General features: G+C 71.6%; 20 protein-coding genes and 1 pseudogene. 1 reads left to right on the forward strand and 20 read right to left on the reverse strand.

Features of this window, described 5'->3' with window-relative positions:
• Window positions 1-14: 14 nt before the first annotated feature.
• The 4 genes from JQN72_RS11730 to JQN72_RS11745 form a co-directional block, all read right to left on the reverse strand.
• Window positions 15-422 carry a VOC family protein gene (locus JQN72_RS11730; RefSeq protein WP_204135375.1) on the reverse strand — a complete coding sequence of 136 codons (408 nt, stop codon included), beginning with the start codon at window positions 420-422 and terminating at the stop codon, window positions 15-17.
• 234 nt (window positions 423-656) lie between these two features.
• Window positions 657-842, reverse strand: a complete 186-nt coding sequence (locus JQN72_RS11735; RefSeq protein WP_204135376.1) for a hypothetical protein — start codon at window positions 840-842, stop codon at window positions 657-659.
• A 71-nt stretch (window positions 843-913) separates the two neighbouring features.
• Window positions 914-2,218 (reverse strand): D-arabinono-1,4-lactone oxidase, encoded by a 1,305-nt coding sequence (locus JQN72_RS11740; protein ID WP_204135377.1) that lies wholly within the window; start codon window positions 2,216-2,218, stop codon window positions 914-916.
• Complete coding sequence (locus tag JQN72_RS11745) at window positions 2,215-3,378, reverse strand: alanine racemase (protein WP_204135378.1); 1,164 nt, start codon at window positions 3,376-3,378, stop codon at window positions 2,215-2,217. Before JQN72_RS11745 ends, JQN72_RS11740 begins: the two co-directional genes overlap by 4 nt.
• Before the next feature lie 164 nt (window positions 3,379-3,542).
• Between JQN72_RS11745 and JQN72_RS11750 the strand changes: the two genes are divergently transcribed.
• A complete protein-coding gene (locus JQN72_RS11750; RefSeq protein ID WP_204135379.1) occupies window positions 3,543-3,905 on the forward strand; it encodes a hypothetical protein in 363 nt (120 codons plus the stop codon).
• A gap of 67 nt (window positions 3,906-3,972) precedes the next feature.
• On the opposite strand, the gene JQN72_RS11755 is transcribed toward JQN72_RS11750, so the two are convergent.
• The 16 genes and pseudogenes from JQN72_RS11755 to JQN72_RS11830 all read right to left on the reverse strand — a co-directional run bounded on the left by JQN72_RS11755 (window position 3,973) and on the right by JQN72_RS11830 (window position 22,568).
• Complete coding sequence (locus tag JQN72_RS11755) at window positions 3,973-4,983, reverse strand: polyprenyl synthetase family protein (RefSeq protein ID WP_204135380.1); 1,011 nt, start codon at window positions 4,981-4,983, stop codon at window positions 3,973-3,975.
• A gap of 14 nt (window positions 4,984-4,997) precedes the next feature.
• Complete coding sequence (gene nuoN / locus JQN72_RS11760; protein WP_239100537.1) at window positions 4,998-6,545, reverse strand: NADH-quinone oxidoreductase subunit NuoN; 1,548 nt, start codon at window positions 6,543-6,545, stop codon at window positions 4,998-5,000.
• An 11-nt stretch (window positions 6,546-6,556) separates the two neighbouring features.
• A complete protein-coding gene (locus JQN72_RS11765) occupies window positions 6,557-8,143 on the reverse strand; it encodes an NADH-quinone oxidoreductase subunit M (RefSeq protein ID WP_204135382.1) in 1,587 nt (528 codons plus the stop codon).
• The gene (nuoL, locus tag JQN72_RS11770; RefSeq protein WP_204135424.1) at window positions 8,140-10,053 is read right to left on the reverse strand and encodes an NADH-quinone oxidoreductase subunit L; all 1,914 of its coding nucleotides are present in this window, start codon (window positions 10,051-10,053) and stop codon (window positions 8,140-8,142) included. Before nuoL ends, JQN72_RS11765 begins: the two co-directional genes overlap by 4 nt.
• 42 nt (window positions 10,054-10,095) lie before the next feature.
• On the reverse strand, window positions 10,096-10,395 hold the full coding sequence (gene nuoK / locus JQN72_RS11775; protein WP_128365597.1) for an NADH-quinone oxidoreductase subunit NuoK: 300 nt from the start codon (window positions 10,393-10,395) through the stop codon (window positions 10,096-10,098).
• A complete protein-coding gene (locus tag JQN72_RS11780; RefSeq protein ID WP_204135383.1) occupies window positions 10,392-11,162 on the reverse strand; it encodes an NADH-quinone oxidoreductase subunit J in 771 nt (256 codons plus the stop codon). The genes nuoK and JQN72_RS11780 overlap by 4 nt, the downstream gene beginning before the upstream one ends.
• Complete coding sequence (gene nuoI / locus JQN72_RS11785; RefSeq protein WP_307812640.1) at window positions 11,159-11,776, reverse strand: NADH-quinone oxidoreductase subunit NuoI; 618 nt, start codon at window positions 11,774-11,776, stop codon at window positions 11,159-11,161. The genes JQN72_RS11780 and nuoI overlap by 4 nt, the downstream gene beginning before the upstream one ends.
• Window positions 11,769-13,157: an NADH-quinone oxidoreductase subunit NuoH gene (nuoH, locus tag JQN72_RS11790; RefSeq protein ID WP_204135385.1), complete on the reverse strand. Its 1,389-nt coding sequence runs from the start codon at window positions 13,155-13,157 to the stop codon at window positions 11,769-11,771. The genes nuoI and nuoH overlap by 8 nt, the downstream gene beginning before the upstream one ends.
• Complete coding sequence (locus JQN72_RS11795) at window positions 13,154-15,643, reverse strand: NADH-quinone oxidoreductase subunit G (RefSeq protein ID WP_204135386.1); 2,490 nt, start codon at window positions 15,641-15,643, stop codon at window positions 13,154-13,156. Before JQN72_RS11795 ends, nuoH begins: the two co-directional genes overlap by 4 nt.
• Window positions 15,640-16,968, reverse strand: a complete 1,329-nt coding sequence (gene nuoF / locus JQN72_RS11800; RefSeq protein WP_204135387.1) for an NADH-quinone oxidoreductase subunit NuoF — start codon at window positions 16,966-16,968, stop codon at window positions 15,640-15,642. Before nuoF ends, JQN72_RS11795 begins: the two co-directional genes overlap by 4 nt.
• 539 nt (window positions 16,969-17,507) lie before the next feature.
• Window positions 17,508-18,365, reverse strand: a pseudogene (gene nuoE, locus JQN72_RS11805) (NADH-quinone oxidoreductase subunit NuoE); the annotation flags it as partial.
• Entirely contained in the window at window positions 18,365-19,771 is a 1,407-nt protein-coding gene (locus tag JQN72_RS11810; RefSeq protein ID WP_204135388.1) for an NADH-quinone oxidoreductase subunit D, read from the reverse strand. The pseudogene nuoE and the gene JQN72_RS11810, both read right to left, overlap by 1 nt.
• Entirely contained in the window at window positions 19,771-20,619 is an 849-nt protein-coding gene (locus JQN72_RS11815; protein WP_204135389.1) for an NADH-quinone oxidoreductase subunit C, read from the reverse strand. Before JQN72_RS11815 ends, JQN72_RS11810 begins: the two co-directional genes overlap by 1 nt.
• Window positions 20,616-21,215: an NADH-quinone oxidoreductase subunit B family protein gene (locus tag JQN72_RS11820; RefSeq protein WP_204135390.1), complete on the reverse strand. Its 600-nt coding sequence runs from the start codon at window positions 21,213-21,215 to the stop codon at window positions 20,616-20,618. Before JQN72_RS11820 ends, JQN72_RS11815 begins: the two co-directional genes overlap by 4 nt.
• A 40-nt stretch (window positions 21,216-21,255) precedes the next feature.
• Window positions 21,256-21,618: an NADH-quinone oxidoreductase subunit A gene (locus JQN72_RS11825; protein WP_204135391.1), complete on the reverse strand. Its 363-nt coding sequence runs from the start codon at window positions 21,616-21,618 to the stop codon at window positions 21,256-21,258.
• 245 nt (window positions 21,619-21,863) lie between these two features.
• On the reverse strand, window positions 21,864-22,568 hold the full coding sequence (locus tag JQN72_RS11830) for a demethylmenaquinone methyltransferase (RefSeq protein WP_204135392.1): 705 nt from the start codon (window positions 22,566-22,568) through the stop codon (window positions 21,864-21,866).
• Window positions 22,569-22,582: the final 14 nt, after the last annotated feature.

Consider the following 22,582-nt stretch of genomic DNA (forward strand, 5'->3'; position numbering starts at 1 on the left):
GGCTGCAGACGTCCTCACGGACTGCTCGCCGTGAGTTCGACCTCGTAGCCGTCCGTGTTCGACAAGTAGGCGGCGTAGCTCTGTCGGCCGCCGGCGTGCGGGTGCTGGTCGGCGAACATGAGCGTCCAGCCGTGGTCTGCGGCAGCCAGAGCGAGGGCATCGACGCAGTCTCGGTCTCCGGCGTGAAAAGCCAGGTGGTTCAGCCCGGGGCGCTTCCGGTCGTGGGGTGCATCGAGCATGTCGGGTGACTGCTCGATGACGATGTAGGTGTCGGTGAGCTGCCAGCTGCGTCCGCCGGGCCATTCCTGAAAGGGCTGGTAGCCCAGCACTGTCAGTAGCCATCCCCACTCTGCGGAGGCGCGGTCGATGTCGGGGACCCACAACTCGATGTGGTGAATGCTTCCGGTTGGTGTCGGGCTCATGAGGCCCTTCCCTCCTCGTCGTCGCGTTCGAATAGCCGCCGTTCTTGAAAGCCGGAGCGGCGCGACCAAGTGCGGCGAACTGACTGCGAACCACCGGGCTTGTGTGGACCCGATGGACTTGCCAGCCCACGCCCCCGCTGGCTGGGTGTCTTCTCGGTCAGATCCGACACGAGCCCAGACGCAGCAGATCCGAACTTGAGCGTGGGCTCGATCCTGCTCGGGATGTAGGTCACCTCACTTCACCTCGCCGAGCGACAACCAAAGAATCTGCTCATCATCCCTGATCGGATCGACGCAGTTGCCGACCCTTGGCATGCGCAGTGTGACCGCCGGACCGGTGACATCCGTCGGGCCGACGTCCGGCGGCGCCGGTGGTGCGAAAGATGGGGCGATCACCCCCAGCCCGGTGTCATCACGCACACCACGAACGGACGTCTCTCCGCTGCCCACGAAGGCCGCAGGCCCACGGTGGGCGGTGTGCAGCGAGCGACTCAGTGACCGAGGAGGTGCCGGAGGTGGTCGTTGCTGAAGCGGCGCTGCGGGTCCACCCGGTCGCGGACGGCGAGGAAGGCGTCGAACCGCGGGTAGAGCTCGCGCAGGCGCTCGGCCCCGAGGGTGTGCACCTTGCCCCAGTGCGGCCGCCCCTCGTGCTCGGCGACGATGGCCTCGAACGCGGCGAACAGCGGGCGCGGGTCCATCCGGTGGTACTGGTGCACCGCGACGTAGGCGTTGGCCCGCTCGTGGGCGGTCGACAGCCACACGTCGTCCGGCCCGACGAACCGGACCTCGGCCGGGAACGGCACCGGAGCCCCGGTGCGCCCGTACCAGCCCCGCAGCTCGTCGATCACCGGCACGACCGAGGCCATCGGCACCGCGTACTCGCTCTCGACGAACCGCACCTGCCGTGTGCTGCAGAACACCTTCCACGAGTCGTCGGCGTACTCGCGCGCGCCGAGGATCCGGGCGCTCACCTGGTTGACGCGTCCGGTGATGGCGGGGGCCCGCGCCACGACCCGGTTGACGCCCTCGTAGACGCGGTTCGCGAGGAGGTCGTCGTCCAGCCGGCGCCGCCAGGCCGGTAGCGGCCCGGGCCCCTCGTCTGGGCCGACCCGGTCGTTGCGCTTGAGGAGGACGCGGTCGGTGTGCGGGAACCAGTGCATGTCGACGTGGTCGTGGGCTTCGGCGAGCTCGTGGACCTCCGCGAGCACCTCGCTCAGCGACTCGCCGGACTCCTTGGCGTGCAGCCGGAAGGCCGGGACGCACTGCAGCTCGACCTCGACGACGACGCCGAGAGCCCCCAGCCCCACCCGGGCGGCCTCGAAGAGCTCCGGCTCCTCGGTGGCGGAGCACGGCACGACCGAGCCGTCGGCGAGGACGAGCGTCAGCCCGCTCACGGCGGCGGCGATCCCCTGGAGGCGAAGGCCCGTGCCGTGCGTGCCCGTGGCGATCGCCCCGCTGACGGTCTGCCGGTCGATGTCCCCGAGGTTCGGCAGCGCGAGGCCGAGCGCCCGGAGCGCGGGGTTGAGCTCGTACAGGGGAGTCCCGGCGGCGACCCGCACCCGTCTCGTGTCGCGGTCGACGCCGACCACTCCGCGCAGCCCGTCGACCCGCAGCAGCACGCCGTCGGTCGCGACGAGCGGGGTGAACGAGTGCCCGCTGCCCGCCACCCGCAGCGTGCGCCTGTCCCGGGCGGCACCGAGGACCGCCGAGACGACGCCACCCACGCTCGACACGTCGGTGACGACCGCGGGCCGTGCCTCGACGTTGCCGCCCCAGTTGCGCCAGGTCGTGCTCATCCGAAGGTACGCCCCTCTCCGCGGTACGTGGGGACCGAGTCGACGAGCTCGCCACCCCGGACGAGGTGCAGGGTGTCGAAGCGCTCGAGCAGCTCGCCGGCCTTCGCCCCGCGCATCCAGACGCGGTCGCCGAGTGCGAGCCCGTCGACGTCACCTCGCACCGGGGTCTGCACCTCCCCGGCGGCCTCGGTGCGCAGCAGCGACAGCCCGCGCCGTACGGGCGAGGGGACCCGGGACCATCCAGGCTGGCCGCTCGCGACGTAGCCACCGGAGAAGGCCGTGACGAGCCCCGACGCCGGGCGCCGCACGACGGGCAGCGCGTAGGCCATGGCCGGACGGGCCGAGAAGGCGTCGTAGCCGTCGAAGAGGGTCGGCGAGTACAGCCCCGACCCGGCCGCGAGCTCGGTGGCGGCGGTGTCGTCTCCGAACGTGTGCAGGCTGCCCGTCCCGCCCGCGTTGACGAACCGGAGGTCGGCGACCGTGCGCACCGCGGCCACGACCGCGGCCCGGCGTTCGCGCAGCTCGGCCACCGAGCGCCGCTTGAGCAGGCGCACCGCGGGCGAGTCCGGCAGCCCGGCAACCTGGGCGTCGTAGAACATCAGGCCCCTGACCTCAAGCCCCGCGGCATCGGCTGCTCGGGCCACCGCCACCGCGTCCTCCGGGGTGCGCACCGGCGAGCGACGAACGCCAAGGTGGGCCCGCCCGACGCGCACGGAGCAGTCGACGTCGACGGCCACCCCGACGCCCCGCGCCGCGGGGCCGAGCGTGTCGGTGAGCCACTGCACGTGCTCCGCGGAGTCGACCGTCGACGTCACCTCGCGGCGCAGGTCGTCGTCCGCGGCGACCGCCCGCAGGGTCTCGGCGTCGACCGACGGGTAGGCGACGAACACGTCGCGGACCCCCGAGGTCACGAGCCACACCGCCTCCGCGGCGGCGTACGCCATGACCCCGGCGAAGCCCGGGCGGGCGAGCACGTCCTCGAGCACCCACCGGCAGCGCAGCGACTTCGAGGCCACCCGGACCGGACGGCCCGCCGCACGGCGGACGAGGTCGGCCGCGTTGGCCTCGTAGGCGTCGAGGTCGAGCACGACGAGCGGCGGAGCCAGCCCCGCCGTCGCGGCATCCCAGCCCCCGATCACGTCGTCCGGTGCCGAGGTCACGCGCCAGACGCTATCGCTCCCGGGTTGCGAGGCCGCACGGGAGGTCTACTCTCGGTCGCAGCGGCCCGCGGGGGATGCGGGCGCCGCCGGGGGGTCGGGGGCTCGATCATGGCGATGAGTCGCCTGCTGCACCCTTCGGCATCACACGACAGAAGGGACACGCCATGCGATCTCGAGTGATGGCCGCGATCTCCGTGCTGTTCGCGACCCTGGTGGCCGCGCCCGCCGGAGGAGCGGCAGCGGACCCGGCGCACTGCTCCGGCTGGAACACCCACCCCGACCGCTACAGCGTCGGCGACTTCTCGTTCGGCAACGGGACCGCCATCCGGCGCGGCCCCTACACGAACTGCGACCGCCTCGGCCTCGGCTACCCGGGCCACGGCATCGACGTCCACTGCGCCCAGAGGAACACCAACGGCGTCGTCTGGATATTCGTCCGTGACACCACGACGGGCGTCAACGGCTGGGCCGACCCGGATGCGCTCAGGTACGAGTTCGAGGTCGCCGGGCCCATCCCTCTCTGCTGACCAAGGACCGGAGCCCAGCTCCCGGCAGCACGTGCTCGGGAGCTGCGCGTGCCGGGACGAGGCGGGGTCAGCCCACGCGGGTGACGACGCCGGTCGCGAGGGCGTGCAGGGCGTCCTTCGCGTCGCTCTCCGGGAGGGGCGCGAGGACCTCCTGCGCGCGGGACGCGACGGCCACGGCGTGCTCGCGGGCGTGCTCCATCGCGGGGTGCACCCGGAGCAGGCCGAGGGCCTCCTCGAGTGCGGCGTCCGGGCCGAGGTCCCCGGTGAGAAGCTCCTGGAGCCGGGCGTCGGCGGGGTCCTCGGAGGCCAGGACGTGGATGACCGGCAGGGTGCGCTTGCCCTCGCGGAGATCGGTGCCCGGTGTCTTTCCGGTCTCGTCCGCCTCGGAGGCGATGTCGATGAGGTCGTCGGCCAGCTGGAAGGCCATGCCGAGTCGCTCGCCGTACTCGCGCATCGTCTCGACCGTCGCGGCGTCGCAACCGGCGAACATCGCGCCGTACCGGGCGGCGGTCGCGATGAGCACGCCGGTCTTGTCCTCGAGGACGCGCAGGTAGTAGGTGACCGGGTCCTCGCCGGGCGGGCAGGGGCGGTCGTCGCGGATCTGGCCCGAGCAGAGCCGGACGAACGTCTGCGCCTGGATCTTCACGGCCTCCGGCCCGAGGTCGGCGACGATGTCCGAGGCCGTCCCGAAGAGGAGGTCGCCGACGAGGATGGCCGTCGAGTTGTCGTACAGCGCGTTGGCGCTCGGCGCACCCCGCCGCACGTCGGCCTCGTCCATGACGTCGTCGTGGTACAGCGACGCGAGGTGGGTGAGCTCGACGCCCGCCGCGGCCGCGACGACCTGCTCCCCCGCGCCGTCCCCGAGCTCGGCGGCGAGCAGGGTGAGCAGCGGCCGGAAGCGCTTCCCGCCCGCGAGGGTCAGGTGCGAGCTCGCCTGGGCGATGAACGGGTCCTCGTGGTCGACGCGCCGCGCGATGAGCTCCTCGACCGCCGCGAGACCGTCGGAGAGCCGCCGACGGAGCCCGTCTCCGGCCCCGGGGAGGGACAGGACGGAAGGGGTCCCACGCTGTGCCGCCACGGAGCGAGCCCGGGTCACAGGAGGAACGTCGAGGCGTTGCCCGCCAGCTGGAGGATCCAGGACGGCGCGACGCCCGCGACGAGGGTGACGACGACGCCGACGGTGATCGCGATCGTCGACGGCACGGACGGGGTGAGCGCGACGACGCCCGGAACCGGCTCGGTGAAGTACATGAGCACGATGAGTCGGACGTAGACGAAGGCGGTGACGGCCGAGGCGAGGACGCCGACGACGACCATGACGACACCGGAGGTGCCGGACTGCACGGCCGGGGCGAAGGTGACGAACTTCGCCATGAAGCCCGACGTCGCCGGGATGCCCGCGAAGGCCAGCAGGAGGAACGCGAAGGCGCCCGCCACGACGGGGTGGTTGCGCCCGAGGCCGGCCCACTGCGAGAGGTGCGAGGCCTCCGAGCCGTCCTGGCGCACCATCGTGACGATGGCGAAGGCCGCGATGGTCGTGGCGCCGTAGGCCATCAGGTAGAACATCACGCCCCCGATCGCCTGCTGCGAGAACGCGAGGACGCCGACGAGGATGAACCCGGCGTGGGCGACGGACGAGTACGCCAGGAGCCGCTTGACGTCGGTCTGGGTCACCGAGAGGACCGCCCCGACGACCATCGTGAGGATGGCGACGGCGACGACGCCGATCCGCCAGTCGAAGCGGTTGGCCTCGACGCCCACGTAGGTGAGCCGGAGGATCGCGCCGAACGCGGCGAGCTTCGTGCACGCCGCCATGAAGCCGGTCACGGGCGTGGGGGCCCCCTGGTAGGCGTCCGGGGTCCACGAGTGGAACGGCACGGCGCCGACCTTGAAGAGCAGTCCGACGAGGGTGAGCACGACGCCCGGCAGGAGCAGACCGTCGAGGTCGCCGCCGTTGGTCTGGATCGCCGACGAGATCCGGGAGAGGTCCGAGGAGCCCGCGTAGCCGTACAGCAGCGCCGCTCCGAAGAGGAAGAACGCGCTCGAGAAGGCCCCGAGGAGGAAGTACTTCAGGGCCGCCTCCTGGGAGAGCAGCCGGCGCCGCCGGGCCAGGCCGGTCATGACGTAGAGCGGCAGCGAGAGGACCTCGAGCCCGACGAACATCGTGATGAGGTCGTTCGCGGCGACGAAGACCATCATCCCGAGCACGGCGAAGAGGGTCAGCGGGAAGGCCTCGGACGTGGCGTAGCCGGCGCGGGTGGCCGCGTCCTCCTGGGCCGAGCCCGGGGTGGAGGCGCCCATCGGGGTGAAGGCGTCCGAACCCACTCCCCCGAAGCGCTCGGCCATGACGAGGACGCCGATGACCGACAGTGCGAGCAAGGTGCCCTGGAGGAACAGCGCGACGCCGTCGATGGCGATCGAGCCGCCGAGGGTGATCGCCAGGTGCCCGCGGCTCCACACCGCGAGGACGACGAGCGCCACGAGGAGCGTGGCGACGGTGAGGGCAACCTGGATGGTGTGCCGCAGCGCCCGCGGCGCGAAGGCCTCGACGAGCACGCCGACCAGCGCGCCCGCGACGACGACGAGCATCGGGGCGATGGCCAGGTAGTCGACCGACACCTGCTCGAACGCGGTGGGCATCGCGGCGGGCATCACTTCGCACTCCCGGAGGCTTCGGCGGCCGCGGACGGGTCGGTGACCCCGACGATCCGCATCGTGGTGTCGACGGCCGGGTTGACGATGTCGAGGACCGGCTTGGGGTAGAAGCCGAGGACCACGAACGAGGCGATGATCGGCGCGACGACCCACTTCTCGCGGCCGGAGAGGTCACGCGGCGTCGCGTCGTCCGGGAACGAGGGCTTCGGCCCGGTCATGGTGCGCTGGTACATGAGCAGGATGTACAGCGCGGCGAGGACGATGCCGAGCGCCGCGACGACCGCCGCCACCTTGTAGCGCATGAACGTGCCCTGGAGGACGAGGAACTCCGAGACGAAGGACGACAGCCCGGGGAGCGCGAGCGAGGACAGGCCCGCGACGAGGAACGTGCCGGCGAGCACCGGCGTGACCCGCTGCCACCCGCCGTAGTCGGGGATGCGCTTGCTGCCGCCGCGGGCGACGAGGAACCCGGCGATGAGGAAGAGCCCCGCGGTGGAGAAGCCGTGGTTGACCATGTACAGCGTCGAGCCGGCGCCGCCGACGCTCGTCATCGCGAAGATGCCGAGGACGATGAAGCCGAAGTGGCTGATCGAGGTGAACGCGATGAGCCGCATCATGTCGGTCTGGCCGATGGCGAGCAGCGCGCCGTAGACGACAGAGACGACCGCGAGGGTCAGCACGACCGGGGTCGCCCACTGCGAGGCCTCCGGGAAGAGCTGGAGGCAGAAGCGGATCATCCCGTAGGTGCCGACCTTGTCGAGGACGCCGACGAGGAGCACGGCCGTGGCAGGGCGGGCCTCGGTGGCGGCGTCCGGCAGCCAGGTGTGCACCGGCCACATCGGCGCCTTGACGGCGAACGCGATGAAGAACCCGACGAACATCCACCGCAGCGCCTCCGGGGACCCGGTGACGTTGCCGACGAGGTTCTGGACGAGGAAGCCGTCCTCGCCACCCGGGCCCGCGAAGTAGACCGCGATGACCGAGACGAGCATGACGAGCCCGCCGGCGAGGGAGAACAGGAGGAACTTCACCGCGGCGTACTGGCGTCGGGGCCCGCCGAACAGCCCGATGAGGAAGTACACCGGGATGAGCATGGCCTCGAAGAAGACGTAGAACAGGAAGACGTCGGTGGCGGCGAAGACGCCGACCATGAAGGCCTCGAGGACGAGCATGAGCGCGAAGTACCGCTTGGTGCGGGTCGCGGCCACGTGCTCGGCCTGCGCGAAGTCGTCCTCGGTGTCGCCGAGCGGTACCGGCGTGACGTCGTCCCACGCCGCGAGCAGGCAGACCGGGGTGAGAATGGCCGCCATGACGACGAGCGCGAGCGCGATGCCGTCGACGCCCAGACCGTAGGAGACCCCGAGCTGCGGGATCCACGAGTACGTCTCGGTGAGCTGGAACATCTCGTCGCTGCCGGAGTCGAACGCGACCCAGGCGAGGACCGCGAGGACGAGGGTGACGAGGGAGGCGCCCAGCGCGAGCGGCCTCGCCAGCCGGGCCGTGCCGGCCGGCAGCGCCGCGACGACGACCGCGCCCACGAGGGGCACGACCATCATGAGCGTGAGCAGGGGCAGGGAGGTCACTGGATCACCCACAGAGCACCGAGGACGGCGACGACGCCGGTGAGCATCGTCAGGGCATACGACCGGGCGTAGCCGGTCTGGAGGCGACGCAGCCGCGAGCTGAACCCACCGACGAGCGCAGCCGTACCCCCGGCCGCGGCGTCGACGCCCCGGGCGTCGGCGAACACGAGCGAGCGGGTCAGGTGGATGCCGGGGCGCATGAAGAGGCCCTCGTTCACGGCGTCCTGGTAGAGATCGACGCGAGCGGCGCGGGTGAGGACCGAGCCACGCGGGGCGACGTCGGGGACCTCGGCCTGCCAGTACTGGCGCCACGCGAGGAAGATGCCGAACGCGACGAACGCGAGGGTGAGCGCGATGAGCAGCGGCACGGCGATGACCGGGTGCTCCTCGCCGTGCTCGCCGACGACCGGCTCGAGCCACGAGACGATCGGGGCGGTCTCGGCGAACGGCCACGCGAGGAGGAGACCGAGGAAGGCCGACCCGGCGGCGAGGACCGTCATCGGGACGGTCATGAGCAGCGGCGACTCGTGCGGGTGGACGTCGTCGGTCCAGCGCTTGTCTCCCTGGAAGGTCATGAAGAACAGCCGGGACATGTAGAACGCGGTGACGCCGGCGCCGACGAGCGCGGCCCCGCCGAGGACCCAGGGCTGCCAGCCCTCGCCGACGAAGGCGGCCTCGATGACCTTGTCCTTGGACCAGAAGCCGGAGAACGGCGGGACGCCGAGGATGGCGAGCCAGCCGAGCGCGAAGGTCGCCCAGGTGACCTTCATCGCGCCGGAGAGCCCACCGAAGCGGCGCATGTCCACCTGGTCGTTCATGCCGTGCATGACCGACCCGGCGCCGAGGAACATCCCGGCCTTGAAGAAGCCGTGGGTGAGCAGGTGGAAGATCGCGAAGGCGTAGCCGACCGGGCCGAGCCCCGCGGCGAGCATCATGTAGCCGATCTGGCTCATCGTCGAGGCCGCCAGGGCCTTCTTGATGTCGTCCTTGGCGCAGCCGACGACGGCCCCGAAGAGCAGCGTGACGGCGCCGACGAGGGCCACGGCCAGCGCGGCGTCCGGCGCGGCGTCGAAGATGACGTGGGAGCGGACGACGAGGTAGACACCGGCGGTGACCATCGTCGCCGCGTGGATGAGCGCCGAGACCGGGGTGGGGCCGGCCATCGCGTCGCCGAGCCAGGACTGCAGCGGGAACTGCGCCGACTTGCCGCACGCCCCGACGAGGAGCAGCAGCCCGATGGCGGTGAGCGTGGACTGGTTCGCCCCGGCGACGCCCTCGTTCACCGTCGCGTAGTCGACCCCGCCGAAGCTGATGAACATCGTCATGATCGCGATGGACAGCCCGAGGTCCCCGACCCGGTTGACGAAGAACGCCTTGTTGGCCGCCGTGGCGTACGCCGGGTTCCAGTTCCAGAAGCCGATGAGGAGGTAGGACGCGAGGCCGACGCCCTCCCAGCCGACGAAGAGCAGCAGGTAGCTGTCGGCGAGGACGAGCAGCAGCATCGCCGCGACGAAGAGGTTGAGGTAGGCGAAGAAGCGCCGCTTGTCGGGGTCGTGCTCCATGTACCCGATCGAGTACACGTGGATGAGGGAGCCGACGAAGGTGATGAGCAGGACGAACGCCATCGACAGCGGGTCGACGAGCAGGCCGAGGTCGAGGTCGAAGGACCCCGCCGGCACCCAGCTCCACAGCGTCAGGTGGTGCGCGCGCTCCTCCGCGGCCTGGCCGAGCAGCTGGAACAGCACGACCACACCGACGACGAAGCTCGCCCACGACAGGCCCGTCGCGAGCAGCGGCCCCGCCTTGTCGGTGCGGCGCCCCCCGAGGAGGAGGACGGCCGCGCCGAGCAGCGGCAGCGCGACGAGCAGCCAGGCGACCGACGCCGCGCCGGTCGCGGCGCCGGCGGTCATCGCCTCGCCGTCGACGGTGAGAAGTGAATGCACCAGTGCTCCTTACAGCTTCAGCAGGTTCGCGTCGTCGACCGAGGCCGACCGGCGGGACCGGAAGATCGCCATGATGATCGCGAGCCCCACGACGACCTCGGCCGCCGCGACGACCATGACGAAGAGGGCGAGGACCTGGCCGTCGAGGTTTCCGTGCATCCGCGCGAACGTCACGAAGACGAGGTTCGCGGCGTTGAGCATGAGCTCGACACCCATGAAGACGATGATCGCGTTGCGCCGGGTGAGCACGACGGCCCCGCCGATGACGAAGAGGACCGTCGCCAGGTAGACGTAGTTGACCAGGCTCATCGCTCGCCGCCCTCCTGGACCTCACGCTCGACCTCGCGCTCCTCCTCGACCCACAGCTCCGGTGAGACGTTCTGCTCGCGGGCGGTGAGGACGCGGGAGACGGAGAGGTCGGACGGGGTGCCGTCGGGCAGCAGCGCGGGCGTGTCGACGGCGTTGTGCCGCGCGTAGACCCCGGGGGCCGGCAGCCCGGCGAGGTGCTCGCCCTCGCGGAAGCGCCGCTTGCTCCACTCCTTCTGGTTCGGGCCCTTGCCGAGACGCTCGCGGTGGGCGAGCACCATGGCGCCGAGCGCCGCCGTGATGAGGAGGGCGCTGGTGATCTCGAAGACCCACACGTAGCGGCCGAAGATCAGCTCGGCGACACCGGAGACGTTGCCGGTCTCGGCGTTGACCTGCTCGAGCCCGGCCGGCTCGCCCCACGTGACCCGGCCGATGCCGGCGGCGAGGAAGCCACCGAGGCCGAGAGCGAGGACGGCGGTGGCCCACCGCTGACCCGTGAGGGTCTCGACGAGGCTGTCGCTGGAGTCGACGCCGATGAGCATGAGCACGAAGAGGAACAGCATCATGACGGCGCCGGTGTAGACGAAGATCTGGATGACCCCGAGGAAGTCGGCGTCCTGGGCGATGTAGAACACGCCGAGGATGATCATCGTCAGGGCCATGCCGAGCGCGGCGTGGACCGCCTTCTTCGCGAAGACGAGACCGAGGGCGCCGACGACGGCCAGGGGCGCGAGGACCCAGAACATCACCTCTTCGCCGGTGCCGGTCACGAGGTCACCTCCGCGTCGTCGGCAGGTGCGGTCCGGGCGGAGACGACGTCGCGCTGGTGGTCGGTCGCCTCGGTCACCTTGCCGAGGTAGTAGTCGCGCTCCTCCATGCCGTCGGCCATCGGGAAGGGCGGACGGAGCATGCCCGACTGGAGCGGCGCGAGCAGCTGGTCCTTGGTGTAGATGAGGTCGGCGCGGTTGTCGTCGGCGAGCTCGTACTCGTTCGTCATGGTCAGCGCCCGGGTGGGGCAGGCCTCGATGCACAGCCCGCAGAAGATGCACCGCAGGTAGTTGATCTGGTAGACGAGGCCGTAGCGCTCGCCCGGGCTGAACCGGCCGGAGCCGTCGCCCGAGTCGTCGTTCGTGGCGCCCTCGACGAGGATCGCGTCGGCGGGGCAGGCCCAGGCGCACAGCTCGCAGCCGACGCACTTCTCGAGACCGTCCGGGTGCCGGTTCAGCTGGTGGCGGCCGTGGAACCGGGGTTGGGTCGGGCGCTTCTCCTCGGGGTACTCCTCGGTGATGACCTTGCGGAACATCGTCGAGAAGGTCACCCCGAAGCCGGCGACCGGGGCGAACAGGTCGGAGAGAAAGCCGGACTTCCTCTGCTCGTCAGGCACGGGCATCCTCCGTGGTCTCGGATCCGGCGGTCAGGGCCGGCGCGGCGAGCGAGGGCTCGCGCAGGCGCTGGCCCGGCATCGGTGGCACGGGGTGCCCACCGGCGTAGGGGTCGATCTCGTCGGGGACCTCCGGGTGGGCGGCGGCTTCCTGGCGCTCGGCCCGCGAGTCCCACAGCCAGCCGCCGACGAGGGCCAGCACGGCGATCACCCCGACGAGCAGCAGCGAGCTGCCCGGGAAGACCCGGCCGGCCACCGTGACGTCGCCGAACCAGTCGAGCCAGCCGTTCTGGCCCGCCCGGAAGAAGGCGACGAGGACGACCCAGCCGAGCGTGGCGGGGATGAGGAACTTCCACCCGAAGCGCATGAACTGGTCGTAGCGGACCCGGGGCAGCGAGCCGCGCAGCCAGACGAAGACGAACATGAACATCCACAGCTTGGCGGTGAACCAGAGCAGGCCCCACCAGCCCTCGTTGAACATGCCGTCGTTGATCATCGAGATCGGCGGGGGCGCGAGCGGGCCGCCGAGGAACATCGTCGTGGCGAGCGCGGCGACGGTGAACATGTTGATGTACTCGCCGAGGAAGAACATCGCGAACCGCATCGAGCCGTACTCGGTGTGGAAGCCACCGGTGAGCTCGCCCTCGCCCTCCGCGAGGTCGAACGGGAGCCGGTTGGTCTCGCCGACCATCGTCACGAGGTAGACGAAGAAGCTGAAGAACGCCGGGACGACGAACCAGAGGTCGCTCTGCGCGAGGACGATCTGCGAGGTCGACATCGAGCCGGCGTACAGGAAGACGGCGACGAGCGAGAGGCCCATCGCGATCTCGTAGGAGATCATCTGCGCCGAGCTGCGCAGGCCGCCCATGAGCGGGTAGGTGGAGCCCGAGGACCAGCCGGCGAGGACGACGCCGTAGATGCCGACGCCGGCGACCGCGAGGACGAGCAGCACCGCGACCGGGGTGTCGGTGAGCTGGAACGGCGTGGTGTGCCCGAACATCGAGACCTCGCCCGCGAGCGGGATGATCGAGAACGCGACGAAGCACATGGTCGCCGTGATGATCGGCGCGAGGGTGTAGACGAACGCGTCCGCGGCCTTGGGACGGACGTCCTCCTTGAGCATCGCCTTCATGCCGTCGGCGAGGGTCTGGAGGAGCCCGAACGGGCCGTTGCGGTTGGGGCCCGGGCGCTGCTGCATCCGCCCGATGACGCGGCGCTCGAACCAGATGACGAGCAGCGTCGAGACGAGCAGGTAGACGAAGACGATGAGCGCCTTGACGACGGTCAGCCAGAACGGGGTGTCGGAGAAGTCGGCCCGGGGGTTGTCGGCCCCGGCCAGCGAGACGAGGTCCGGCAGGACCACGGCGGCGGTGCTGCTGCTCATGACTCACCCTCCTTGGTGACGGAGACGAGCGTGCCGGGCGCCCCGGCGAGCGTGGCCCGCAGGTCGCAGCCGTCCGAGTTCGTGGGGAGCCACACGACGTTGTCGGCCATCTCGGTGACGACGACGGGTGCGGTCACGGTGGCCTGCTCGGCGCGGACCGTGATGGGGTCGCCGTCGGCGACGCCCAGGGCGGCGGCGGTCGTGGCCGACACCCGGGCGACCGGCTGCGGCGCGGTCCCGGCGAGGTACGGCTCGCCGTCCTGGAGCGACCCGCGGTCGAGGAGGTGCCGCCAGGTGGCGAGGACCAGGGTGCCCTCGGTGAGCTCGGGGACCTCGCCGGCTTCGACGGACGGACCGGCCGGGCGCGGCCCCACCCAGGGCCCGAGGGTCTGCATCTCGGTGCGGACCTCGCGTAGCGTCCGGGTGCCCAGGAAGTGGCCCATCTCGTCGGCGAGCATGTCCAGAGCCCGGTAGTCGCTGACGTACCCGGTGTCGAGCGCCGTCTCGAAGGGCCGGACCCGGCCCTCCCAGTCGACGAACGAGCCGCCCTTCTCGGCGTGCGCCGCGACGGGCAGGACGACGTCGGCCGCCTCGGTGACGGCCGAGCGGCGCAGCTCGAGCGAGACGACGAAGGTGTCCCGGAGGGCGTCCTCCGTGCCGGGGACCCCGAGGTCGGCCGGGTCGACCCCGCCGACGACGAGGGCGCCGAGCTCGCCCGCGGCGGCTGCCGCGACGATGCCGGCGGTGTCCCGGCCGGGGGTGTCGGGCAGACCGGCGATCTCCCAGACCGACGAGACCTGGCTGCGGGCCTCGGCCTCGGCGACGGGTCGGCCACCGGGCAGGAGGGTGGGCAGCGCACCGGCCTCGAGCGCCCCCCGCTCACCGGCCCGCCGCGGGACCCAGGCGAGCCGGGCCCCGGTGGACTCGGCGAGGGCGAGCGCCGCGGACAGGGCGCCGGGGACGGACGCGAGCCGCTCCCCGACGAGGACGACCCCACCGTCGCGCAGGGCCTCGGCGGCGGCCTCGACGGTGTCGGTGCCCGAGCCGGCGGCGAGGGCCCGCAGGATCTCCGGCTCGGTGCCGGGCGCGGTGGGGATGAGTGTGCCGCCCATCTTCGCCAGGCCGCGGGTGGCGACCGCCGAGACCCCGAAGACGCGGGTGGCGTTCTTGCGGTAGGCCTTGCGCAGCCGGAGGAAGACGATCGGGCTCTCGTCCTCGGGCTCGAAGCCGACGAGGACGACGGCCTTGGCCGCCTGGAGGTCGGCGTAGGTGACCGCCTCGCCCTGCGTGTCGGAGCCGGCCGGGCCGGTGCCGACGACGTGCGCGGCGAGGAAGTCGGCCTCCTCCGCCGAGTGCGGACGGGCCCGGAAGTCGACGTCGTTCGTGCCGAGCACCCCGCGGGCGAACTTGCCGTACGCGTAGGCGTCCTCGGCGCTGACCCGGCCCCCGACGAGCACGCCCGCGGCGGTCCCGGCGAGACCCGCCGCGGCGCGCTGCAGGGCCTCGGGCCAGGACGCGACGCGCAGCTGCCCGTCCTCACCGCGGACCATGGGGAGCTCGATGCGGTCGCCGACCTGGGTGTAGGTGAACGCCCAGCGGCCCTTGTCGCAGTTCCAGTCCTCGTTGACCGCCGGGTCGGCCTGGGCCATCCGGCGCAGGACGCCGCCGCGCCGGTGGTCGGTGCGCTGGGCGCAGCCGCTGGCGCAGTGCTCGCACACGCTCGGGGTTGACACGAGGTCGAAGGGGCGGGAGCGGAAGCGGTAGGCCGAGCCCGTGAGCGCACCGACCGGACAGATCTGGACGGTGTTGCCGGAGAAGTAGGACTCGAACGGCTTCTCCTCGTAGATGCCGACCTGCTGCAGGGCCCCGCGCTCGACGAGCGCGATGAAGGGGTCGCCGGCGACCTGGTCGGAGAAGCGGGTGCAGCGGGCGCACAGGACGCAGCGCTCGCGGTCGAGGAGCACCTGGCTGCTGATGTTGACCGGCTTGGGGTAGGTGCGCTTGACGTCCTCGAAGCGCGAGGTGCCCCGGCCGTTGCTCATCGCCTGGTTCTGCAGCGGGCACTCGCCGCCCTTGTCGCAGACCGGGCAGTCGAGCGGGTGGTTGATGAGCAGGAGCTCCATGACGCCCTTCTGCGCCTTGTCGGCACCCTCGGACGTGTACTGCGTCTTGACGATCATCCCGTCGGCGACGGTCATCGTGCACGACGCCTGCGGCTTCATCCGCCCGGGCGGGCCCTGCATCTGGGTCGGCTCACCGGGCGTGCCGTCCGGCCCCGGACGCCCGGGCATCCAGACCTCGACGAGGCACTGCCGGCAGGCACCCACCGGGTCAAGGCCCGGGTGGTCGCAGAAGCGCGGGATGTCGATCCCGGCGTGCTCGGCGGCCCGGATGATGAGGGTGCCCTTGGGCACCGACACCTCGAGGCCGTCGATCGTCAGGGTGACGAGGTCGGCCGGGGCCTTGGTCTCGGGAGTGGCGGTCATGCGGAGACGGTCTCCTTCGCGTCGCCGTCCTTGGCCCACAGGGTGGACGCGGCCCGGTCGAACGGGCAGCCACCGTGGGTGAGGTGGGCGACGTACTCGTCACGGAAGTACTCGATCGAGCTCGTGATCGGGCTCGTGGCGCCGTCACCGAGGGCGCAGAAGCTGCGGCCGAGGATGTTGTCGCAGATGTCGAGGAGCTTGTCGAGGTCGGCCTCGTCGCCCTCACCGTGCTCGAGCCGGCCGAGGATCTGCTTGAGCCACCAGGTGCCCTCGCGGCACGGCGTGCACTTGCCGCAGGACTCGTGCTTGTAGAAGTCGGTCCAGCGGTCGACGGCCCGCACGACGCAGACCGTCTCGTCGAAGACCTGGAGCGCACGGGTGCCGAGCATGGAGCCGGCGGCGGCGACCGACTCGAAGTCGAGGGGGACGTCGAGGTGCTCGGCCGTGAACAGCGGCGTGGAGGACCCCCCGGGGGTCCAGAACTTCAGCGCCTTGTCGGGGTCGCGCATCCCGCCGGCCATGTCGACGAGCTCACGCATCGTGATGCCGAGGGGGGCCTCGAACTGGCCGGGGTTCCTCACGTGCCCGGAGAGGCTGAAGATGCCGAAGCCGGTGGACTTCTCGGTGCCCATGCCGGTGAACCAGTCGACGCCCTCGAGGACGATGCCCGGCACCGACGCGATGGACTCGACGTTGTTGACCGACGTGGGGCGGGCGTACAGGCCGGCTGCGCCGGGGAACGGCGGCTTGCTGCGCGGCTGGCCGCGGCGGCCCTCGAGGCTGTCGAGGAGCGCAGTCTCCTCGCCGCAGATGTACGCGCCGGCTCCGGCGTGGACGGTGATGTCCACGGTGACGCCCGAGCCGTTGACGTCGCTGCCGAGCAGGCCGGCCGCGCGGGCCTCCTCGACGGCGCGCAGGAGGCGCCGGTAGACGTGGACGACCTCGCCACGCAGGTAGATGAAGGCGTGCTCGCAGCCGATGGCGTACGAGGAGATGATGACGCCCTCGATGAGCACGTGCGGGTTGGCCATCATGAGCGGGATGTCCTTGCAGGTTCCCGGCTCGGACTCGTCGGCGTTGACGACGAGGTAACGAGGGCCGCCGTCCGGCGGGGCCATGAACGACCACTTCATGCCGGTGGGGAAGCCGGCGCCGCCGCGCCCGCGCAGCGAGGACTCCTTGACCGCACCGAGGATGTCGGCGGCCTCCATCGACAGGGCCTTCTCGAGCGCCCGGTACCCGCCGTCACGGCGGTAGGTCTCGAGGGTCCACGACTGCGGGTCGTCCCAGGAGCGGGTGAGGATCGGGGTCAGCGTCGTGGCCATCAGGAGCCCTTCCCGTCGCGGCGTCGGTCACGTGCGTCGGTGAAGCCCGCCGCCTCGGCGGCCGCGACGTCCCGGAACCACACCTCGGCCTTGGTGCGCCCGTACCAGGGCGACTCCGGGGTGTGGAACAGCATGGAGTCGGCGTTGCCCTTGACGTCCCAGCCGCGCGGGCCGAGGCCGTCCGGGCCCGGCTGCGCCGAGCCGTCGCCGAAGCCGGCGTCCTCGTGGTCGCCACGGTCGGCGGCCCGAGGCGCGGCGTCGTCGAAGAGGGTGGCCTCCGGCGCGGCGTCCCGACCGGCCGGGACGGACGCGCTCTGCGCCGAGACGTTGGCGAGGCGGTCCTTCGGGTGGTCGAGGTCGGCAGCCTGGGCCGGGGCGATGTCGACGGTGTCGGCGGCGGCCTCGGCCTGCCGGGCCACCCCGCTCACGCCGTCGCCGGTGGAGACGACGGGAGGCTCGGCGGACGGCTCGTCGGAGGAGCGCTTGGCCTCCTGCTCGCCCTTCTCCGGAGCCTTCTCGCCGGCGTCGGACGCGCTCTTCTCGCCGGGGGCGTCGTCGGACTCGTCACGCGTCGCGGCGGGCTCGGCCTGGTCGGCCTCGGCCTCGTCGCTCGCGGGGGTCGTCTCGGTGCTGCCCGGGGCGTCGGCGGTCGGGGTCCGGCCGCCACCGGTCGTGCCCTCGCCCTCGGGGGCGGTCCAGCCGTTGCGCTTGGCGAGCTCGAGGCCGACCAGGCTCGCCGGGCCGGCGCCGACGCCCTCGTCCGCGAGCCCGTCGGAGAACCCGGCGAGGGTGCGGCTGACCTCCTTGAAGGAGCACACCCGGCTCGGACCACGGGTGGGCGCGACGGGCTTGCCGTCGCGGAGGTCGTCGACGAGCTGCATGGTGCTCTCGGGCGTCTGGTTGTCGAAGAACTCCCAGTTCGCCATGACCACCGGCGCGTAGTCGCACGCGGCGTTGCACTCGACGCGCTCGAGGGTGATCGTGCCGTCCTCGGTCGTCTCGTCATGGCCGATGCCGAGGTGCTCGGAGACGGCGTCCCAGATCTCGTCGCCGCCCATGATCGCGCACAGGGTGTTCGTGCAGACCCCGACCGTGTACTCGCCGTTGGGGTGGCGCTTGTACTGGGTGTAGAACGTCGCGACGCCGGAGACCTCGGCGGTCGTGAGGTCGAGGAGCTCGGCGCAGAGGTCGATGCCCCGGCCGGTCACGTAGCCGTCGACGGACTGGACGAGGTGGAGCAGAGGCAGGAGCGCCGAGCGCTTCTGCGGGTAGCGCGCGATGACCTGCGCGGCGTCGGCGCGGAACTGCGCCTCGACGTCGGCGGGGTAGCGCTGCTTGCTCTCCTCGGGCACCGTGAGGTGACCGGAAGCGGACTGCAGACCGAAGTCACCGGCCATCAGCGGTCGACACCTCCCATGACGGGGTCGATGGAGGCCACGGCGACGATGACGTCGGCGACCTGCGAGCCCTCGCACATCGCGGCCACGGCCTGGAGGTTGTTGAAGCTCGGGTCGCGGAAGTGTGCCCGGTACGGGCGGGTGCCGCCGTCGGAGACGGTGTGGCAGCCGAGCTCGCCCTTGGCGGACTCCACGGCGACGTACGCCTGGCCCGGCGGGACGCGGAAGCCCTCGGTGACGAGCTTGAAGTGGTGGATGAGCGCCTCCATCGAGGTGCCCATGATCTCGCGGATGTGCTCGAGGCTGTTGCCCTGGCCGTCGCCGCCGATGGCGAGCTGGGCCGGCCAGGCGATCTTCTTGTCCTCGACCATGACCGGCTGGCCCTCGGTGCGCTGGAGACGGTCCAGGCACTGCTGGACGATCTTCAGCGACTCGTACATCTCGTCGATGCGGATGCGCAGGCGGTCGTAGGCGTCGCAGCCGGTGCGGGTGACGACCTCGAAGTCGTAGGTCTCGTACCCGCAGTACGGGTCGGATTTGCGCAGGTCGTGCGGCAGGCCGGTGGACCGGAGCACCGGACCGGTGATGCCGAGCGCCGTGCACCCGGTGAGGTCGAGGTAGCCGACGCCCACGGTGCGCCCCTTGAGCAGGGGGTTCTCGTTGAGCAGCTTCTCGAGCTCGCCGAGGCCGCGGCGCAGCTCGGTGACGGTGCCGCGGACGAGGTCGACCGCACCGTGCGGGACGTCCTGGGCGACGCCGCCGGGGCGGATGTAGGCGTTGTTCATCCGCAGGCCGGTGATGGCCTCGAAGACCCGCAGGATGCGCTCGCGCTCGCGGAAGCCGATCGTCATGACCGTCGTGGCGCCCATCTCCATGCCACCGGTGCCGATGGCGACGAGGTGGGAGTTGACGCGGGTGAGCTCCATCATCATCACGCGGATGATCGAGGCGCGCTCCGGGATGCGGTCGGTGACGCCGAGCAGCTTCTCGACCGAGAGGCAGTAGGCCGCCTCCTGGAACATCGGGGTGAGGTAGTCCATCCGGGTGCAGAACGTCACGCCCTGCGTCCAGGTGCGGAACTCCATGTTCTTCTCGATGCCGGTGTGGAGGTAGCCGATCCCCGCCCGGGCCTCGGTGACGGTCTCGCCGTCGAGCTCGAGGATGAGCCGGAGCACGCCGTGGGTCGACGGGTGCTGCGGGCCCATGTTGACGACGATGCGCTCCTCGTGGAGGGCCGTGGCCTCGTCGACGAGGTCGTTCCAGTCGCCGCCGGAGACGGTGAAGACGGCGGCGCCCTCGGTGTCGTCGTCGACGCTCGCGCCGTAGGGGTCGGCGCCGGGGAGGTCCTCGTCCAGGCCCGGGCTCGGGGCGGAGTCGTCGTAGATCGTGTCGTCGTGGGTCGTCATCAGCTGTACGCCCTCCGCTCGTCGGGCGGCGGGACGACGCCGCCCTTGTACTCGACGGGGATGCCGCCGAGCGGGTAGTCCTTGCGCTGCGGGTGGCCCGGCCAGTCGTCCGGCATGAGGATGCGGGTCAGCGCGGGGTGGCCGTCGAAGACGATGCCGAACATGTCCCAGGTCTCGCGCTCGTGCCAGTCGTTGCCCGGCCAGACGTCGACGACCGACGGGACGTGCGGGTCGTCGTCGGGGCAGGTGACCTCCAGGCGCACGCGCCGGCTGCCGTGCGTGATGGACAGCAAGGGGTACACCGCGTGGAGCTCGCGACCCTCCTCGCCCGGGTAGTGGGTGCCGGAGACGCCCATGCACATCTCGAAGCGCAGCGCGGGGTCGTCGCGCAGCACCCGGGCCACGGTGGCCAGGTGCTCGCGGGCGACGAAGACGGTCATCTCGCCGCGGTCGACGACCACGCGCTCGACCGCGGCCTCGTAGCCGACCGACGCGTCGAGCGCGGCGCCGAGCCGGTCGGCGACCTCGTCGTAGTAGGAGCCGTAGGGGCGAGGGGTGGCGCCCGGCAGGAGGGTCGGGGTGACGAGCCCGCCGTAGCCGGAGGTGTCCTGCCCGCGGGTGGCGCCGAACATCCCGCGCCGCTCGCCGATCTTCACCGGCTCGAGGTCCTCGGCGGAGAGCTCGGCGACCCGGCCGCCCCCGGTGTGCTGCGCGGTGTCGACGGCCCGCGGGTCGTCGTCGGTGCGCGTCTGCGGGCTGTCGGTCTCCTTGTCGGGGACCGGTGCGCCCTCACCGCTCTCGAGGTGGGTGGCGTCGTCCGTCGCGTCGTCGGTGCCGTCGTCGCTCATCCGAGGAGGTTCTTCCCGGCCGGCGCCGCGATGTGCGCGAAGTGGTCGTGGGTCGGGGCCATCTGCGAGGTGGGCGTGGCGCGCAGCGCGGCCTGCTCGGCGGCCCGGGCCGCGGCGACGCGGTTGACGCCGAGCTTGCTGCCCTGGATCTGCTCGTGGAGCTCGATGATCGCGTTGAGCAGCATCTCGGGCCGTGGCGGACAGCCCGGCAGGTAGATGTCGACGGGGATGACATGGTCGACGCCCTGGACGATCGCGTAGTTGTTGAACATCCCGCCCGACGAGGCGCAGACGCCCATGGAGATGACCCACTTGGGGTTCGGCATCTGGTCGTAGACCTGGCGGACGACCGGCGCCATCTTCTGGCTGACCCGCCCGGCGACGATCATGAGGTCGGCCTGGCGCGGGGTGGCGGAGAACCGCTCCATCCCGAACCGGGCGATGTCGTAGTCGGGGGTGCCGACGGCCATCATCTCGATGGCGCAGCACGCGAGCCCGAAGGTGGCCGGCCAGATCGACGCCTTGCGCATGTACCCGGCGACGTTTTCGAGCGTCGTGAGGACGAACCCGGCGGGCAGCTTCTCCTCGAGTCCCATCAGGCCTCCTCGGCGGTCGGGGCGGACACGGTGACGGTGCTCAGTCCCACTCGAGACCACCCCGCTTCCAGACGTAGGCGTAGGCGACGAACACCGTGACGATGAAGAGGACCATCTCGACGAGCGCGAACAGGCCCAGCTGGTCGAAGGCGACGGCGAACGGGTAGAGGAACACCGACTCGATGTCGAAGATGATGAAGAGCATCGCCGTGAGGAAGTACTTGATCGGCACACGCCCACCGCCCTGGGCCCGCGGCGTGGGCTGGATGCCGCACTCGTAGGCCTCGAGCTTGGCGCGGTTGTAGCGCTTGGGGCCGACGACCAGGCTGGTGCCCACCGACAGCGCCGCGAAGCCGAAGCCGAGCGCCAGGAGGACGAGGAGGGGGACGTAGGGGTTGCTCATCGCGGGCTGACTCCCCTTTCGCTGCTCGACTGCGTCAGGTGGGTGACGACCGACAGGCGCACGGACGACTTCTTCGCCATCCTAGGGGGAGTGACGGACGTCGCATCCAGAGGCGTCGCCGCCCCGGCGTCGGTGCGCCGTGGCGCACGGGCTGTGTCGGTCACCAGGTCCTCTGCTGCTTGTGAACGTCTTCACGAACGGCCCGAGTCTAGGACGGCGCCGACCGCGCTTTCACTTAGGTCTCCCTAACCCTCGACGGCCGGCTTCGTCGCGCGGTGCAGCGCGACGACCCCGCCGCTGAGGTCGCGCCACTGCACCCCCACCCAGCCGGCCGCCGCGACGCGCTCGCCGAGCGCGCGCTGGTCCGGCCAGGCCCCGATGGACTCCGCGAGGTAGACGTAGGACTCGGGGTCGGAGCTCACCCGGCGGGCGATCGCCGGCAGCGAGCGCACGAGGTAGTTGCTGTAGACCGTGCGGAACGCGGCGTTCGTCGGGGTGCTGAACTCGCAGACGACGAGCCGGCCGCCGGGCCGGGTGACCCGGAGGAACTCGCGCAGGGCGGCGTCCACGTCGGCGACGTTGCGCAGCCCGAAGGACATCGTCACGACGTCGAAGGAGGCGTCCGCGAACGGCAGCCGCATCGCGTCCGCCGCCGTGAAGGGGAGGTCGCTGCGCCGCCGGTGGCCGACGTGCAGCATCCCGAGGCTGAAGTCGGCGGGGACGACGTCGACGCCGGAGTCGGCGAACGGCTCGCTGCTCGTCCCGGTGCCCGCGGCGATGTCGAGGACGCGCTCGCCCGGCTCGGCGGCGCAGGCGGCGACGACGGCGCGCCGCCACAGCCGGTCCTGGCCGAGCGAGAGCACGTCGTTGGTGACGTCGTAGCGGTCGGCGACGTCGTCGAACATCGCGGCGACGTCCTGGGGGTCCTTCTCGAGCGAGGCACGGGACATGGCGGCATCCTCCC

The organism is Phycicoccus sp. CSK15P-2 (assembly GCF_016888005.1).
Lineage (GTDB): Bacteria > Actinomycetota > Actinomycetes > Actinomycetales > Dermatophilaceae > Phycicoccus.

Excerpts from the sequence above, each read along its gene's own strand:
- JQN72_RS11795 (WP_204135386.1), bottom strand. The coding sequence starts at position 15,643 with ATGACCGCCACTCCCGAGACCAAGGCCCCGGCCGACCTCGTCACCCTG.
- JQN72_RS11810 (WP_204135388.1), bottom strand. The coding sequence starts at position 19,771 with ATGACGACCCACGACGACACGATCTACGACGACTCCGCCCCGAGCCCG.
- JQN72_RS11815 (WP_204135389.1), bottom strand. The coding sequence starts at position 20,619 with ATGAGCGACGACGGCACCGACGACGCGACGGACGACGCCACCCACCTC.
- nuoH (WP_204135385.1), bottom strand. The coding sequence starts at position 13,157 with ATGAGCAGCAGCACCGCCGCCGTGGTCCTGCCGGACCTCGTCTCGCTG.
- nuoL (WP_204135424.1), bottom strand. The coding sequence starts at position 10,053 with ATGACCGCCGGCGCCGCGACCGGCGCGGCGTCGGTCGCCTGGCTGCTC.
- JQN72_RS11750 (WP_204135379.1), top strand. The coding sequence starts at position 3,543 with ATGCGATCTCGAGTGATGGCCGCGATCTCCGTGCTGTTCGCGACCCTG.
- nuoK (WP_128365597.1), bottom strand. The coding sequence starts at position 10,395 with ATGAGCCTGGTCAACTACGTCTACCTGGCGACGGTCCTCTTCGTCATC.
- JQN72_RS11820 (WP_204135390.1), bottom strand. The coding sequence starts at position 21,215 with ATGGGACTCGAGGAGAAGCTGCCCGCCGGGTTCGTCCTCACGACGCTC.
- nuoF (WP_204135387.1), bottom strand. The coding sequence starts at position 16,968 with ATGGCCACGACGCTGACCCCGATCCTCACCCGCTCCTGGGACGACCCG.
- JQN72_RS11730 (WP_204135375.1), bottom strand. The coding sequence starts at position 422 with ATGAGCCCGACACCAACCGGAAGCATTCACCACATCGAGTTGTGGGTC.
- JQN72_RS11830 (WP_204135392.1), bottom strand. The coding sequence starts at position 22,568 with ATGTCCCGTGCCTCGCTCGAGAAGGACCCCCAGGACGTCGCCGCGATG.
- nuoN (WP_239100537.1), bottom strand. The coding sequence starts at position 6,545 with ATGCCCACCGCGTTCGAGCAGGTGTCGGTCGACTACCTGGCCATCGCC.
- JQN72_RS11740 (WP_204135377.1), bottom strand. The coding sequence starts at position 2,218 with ATGAGCACGACCTGGCGCAACTGGGGCGGCAACGTCGAGGCACGGCCC.
- JQN72_RS11825 (WP_204135391.1), bottom strand. The coding sequence starts at position 21,618 with ATGAGCAACCCCTACGTCCCCCTCCTCGTCCTCCTGGCGCTCGGCTTC.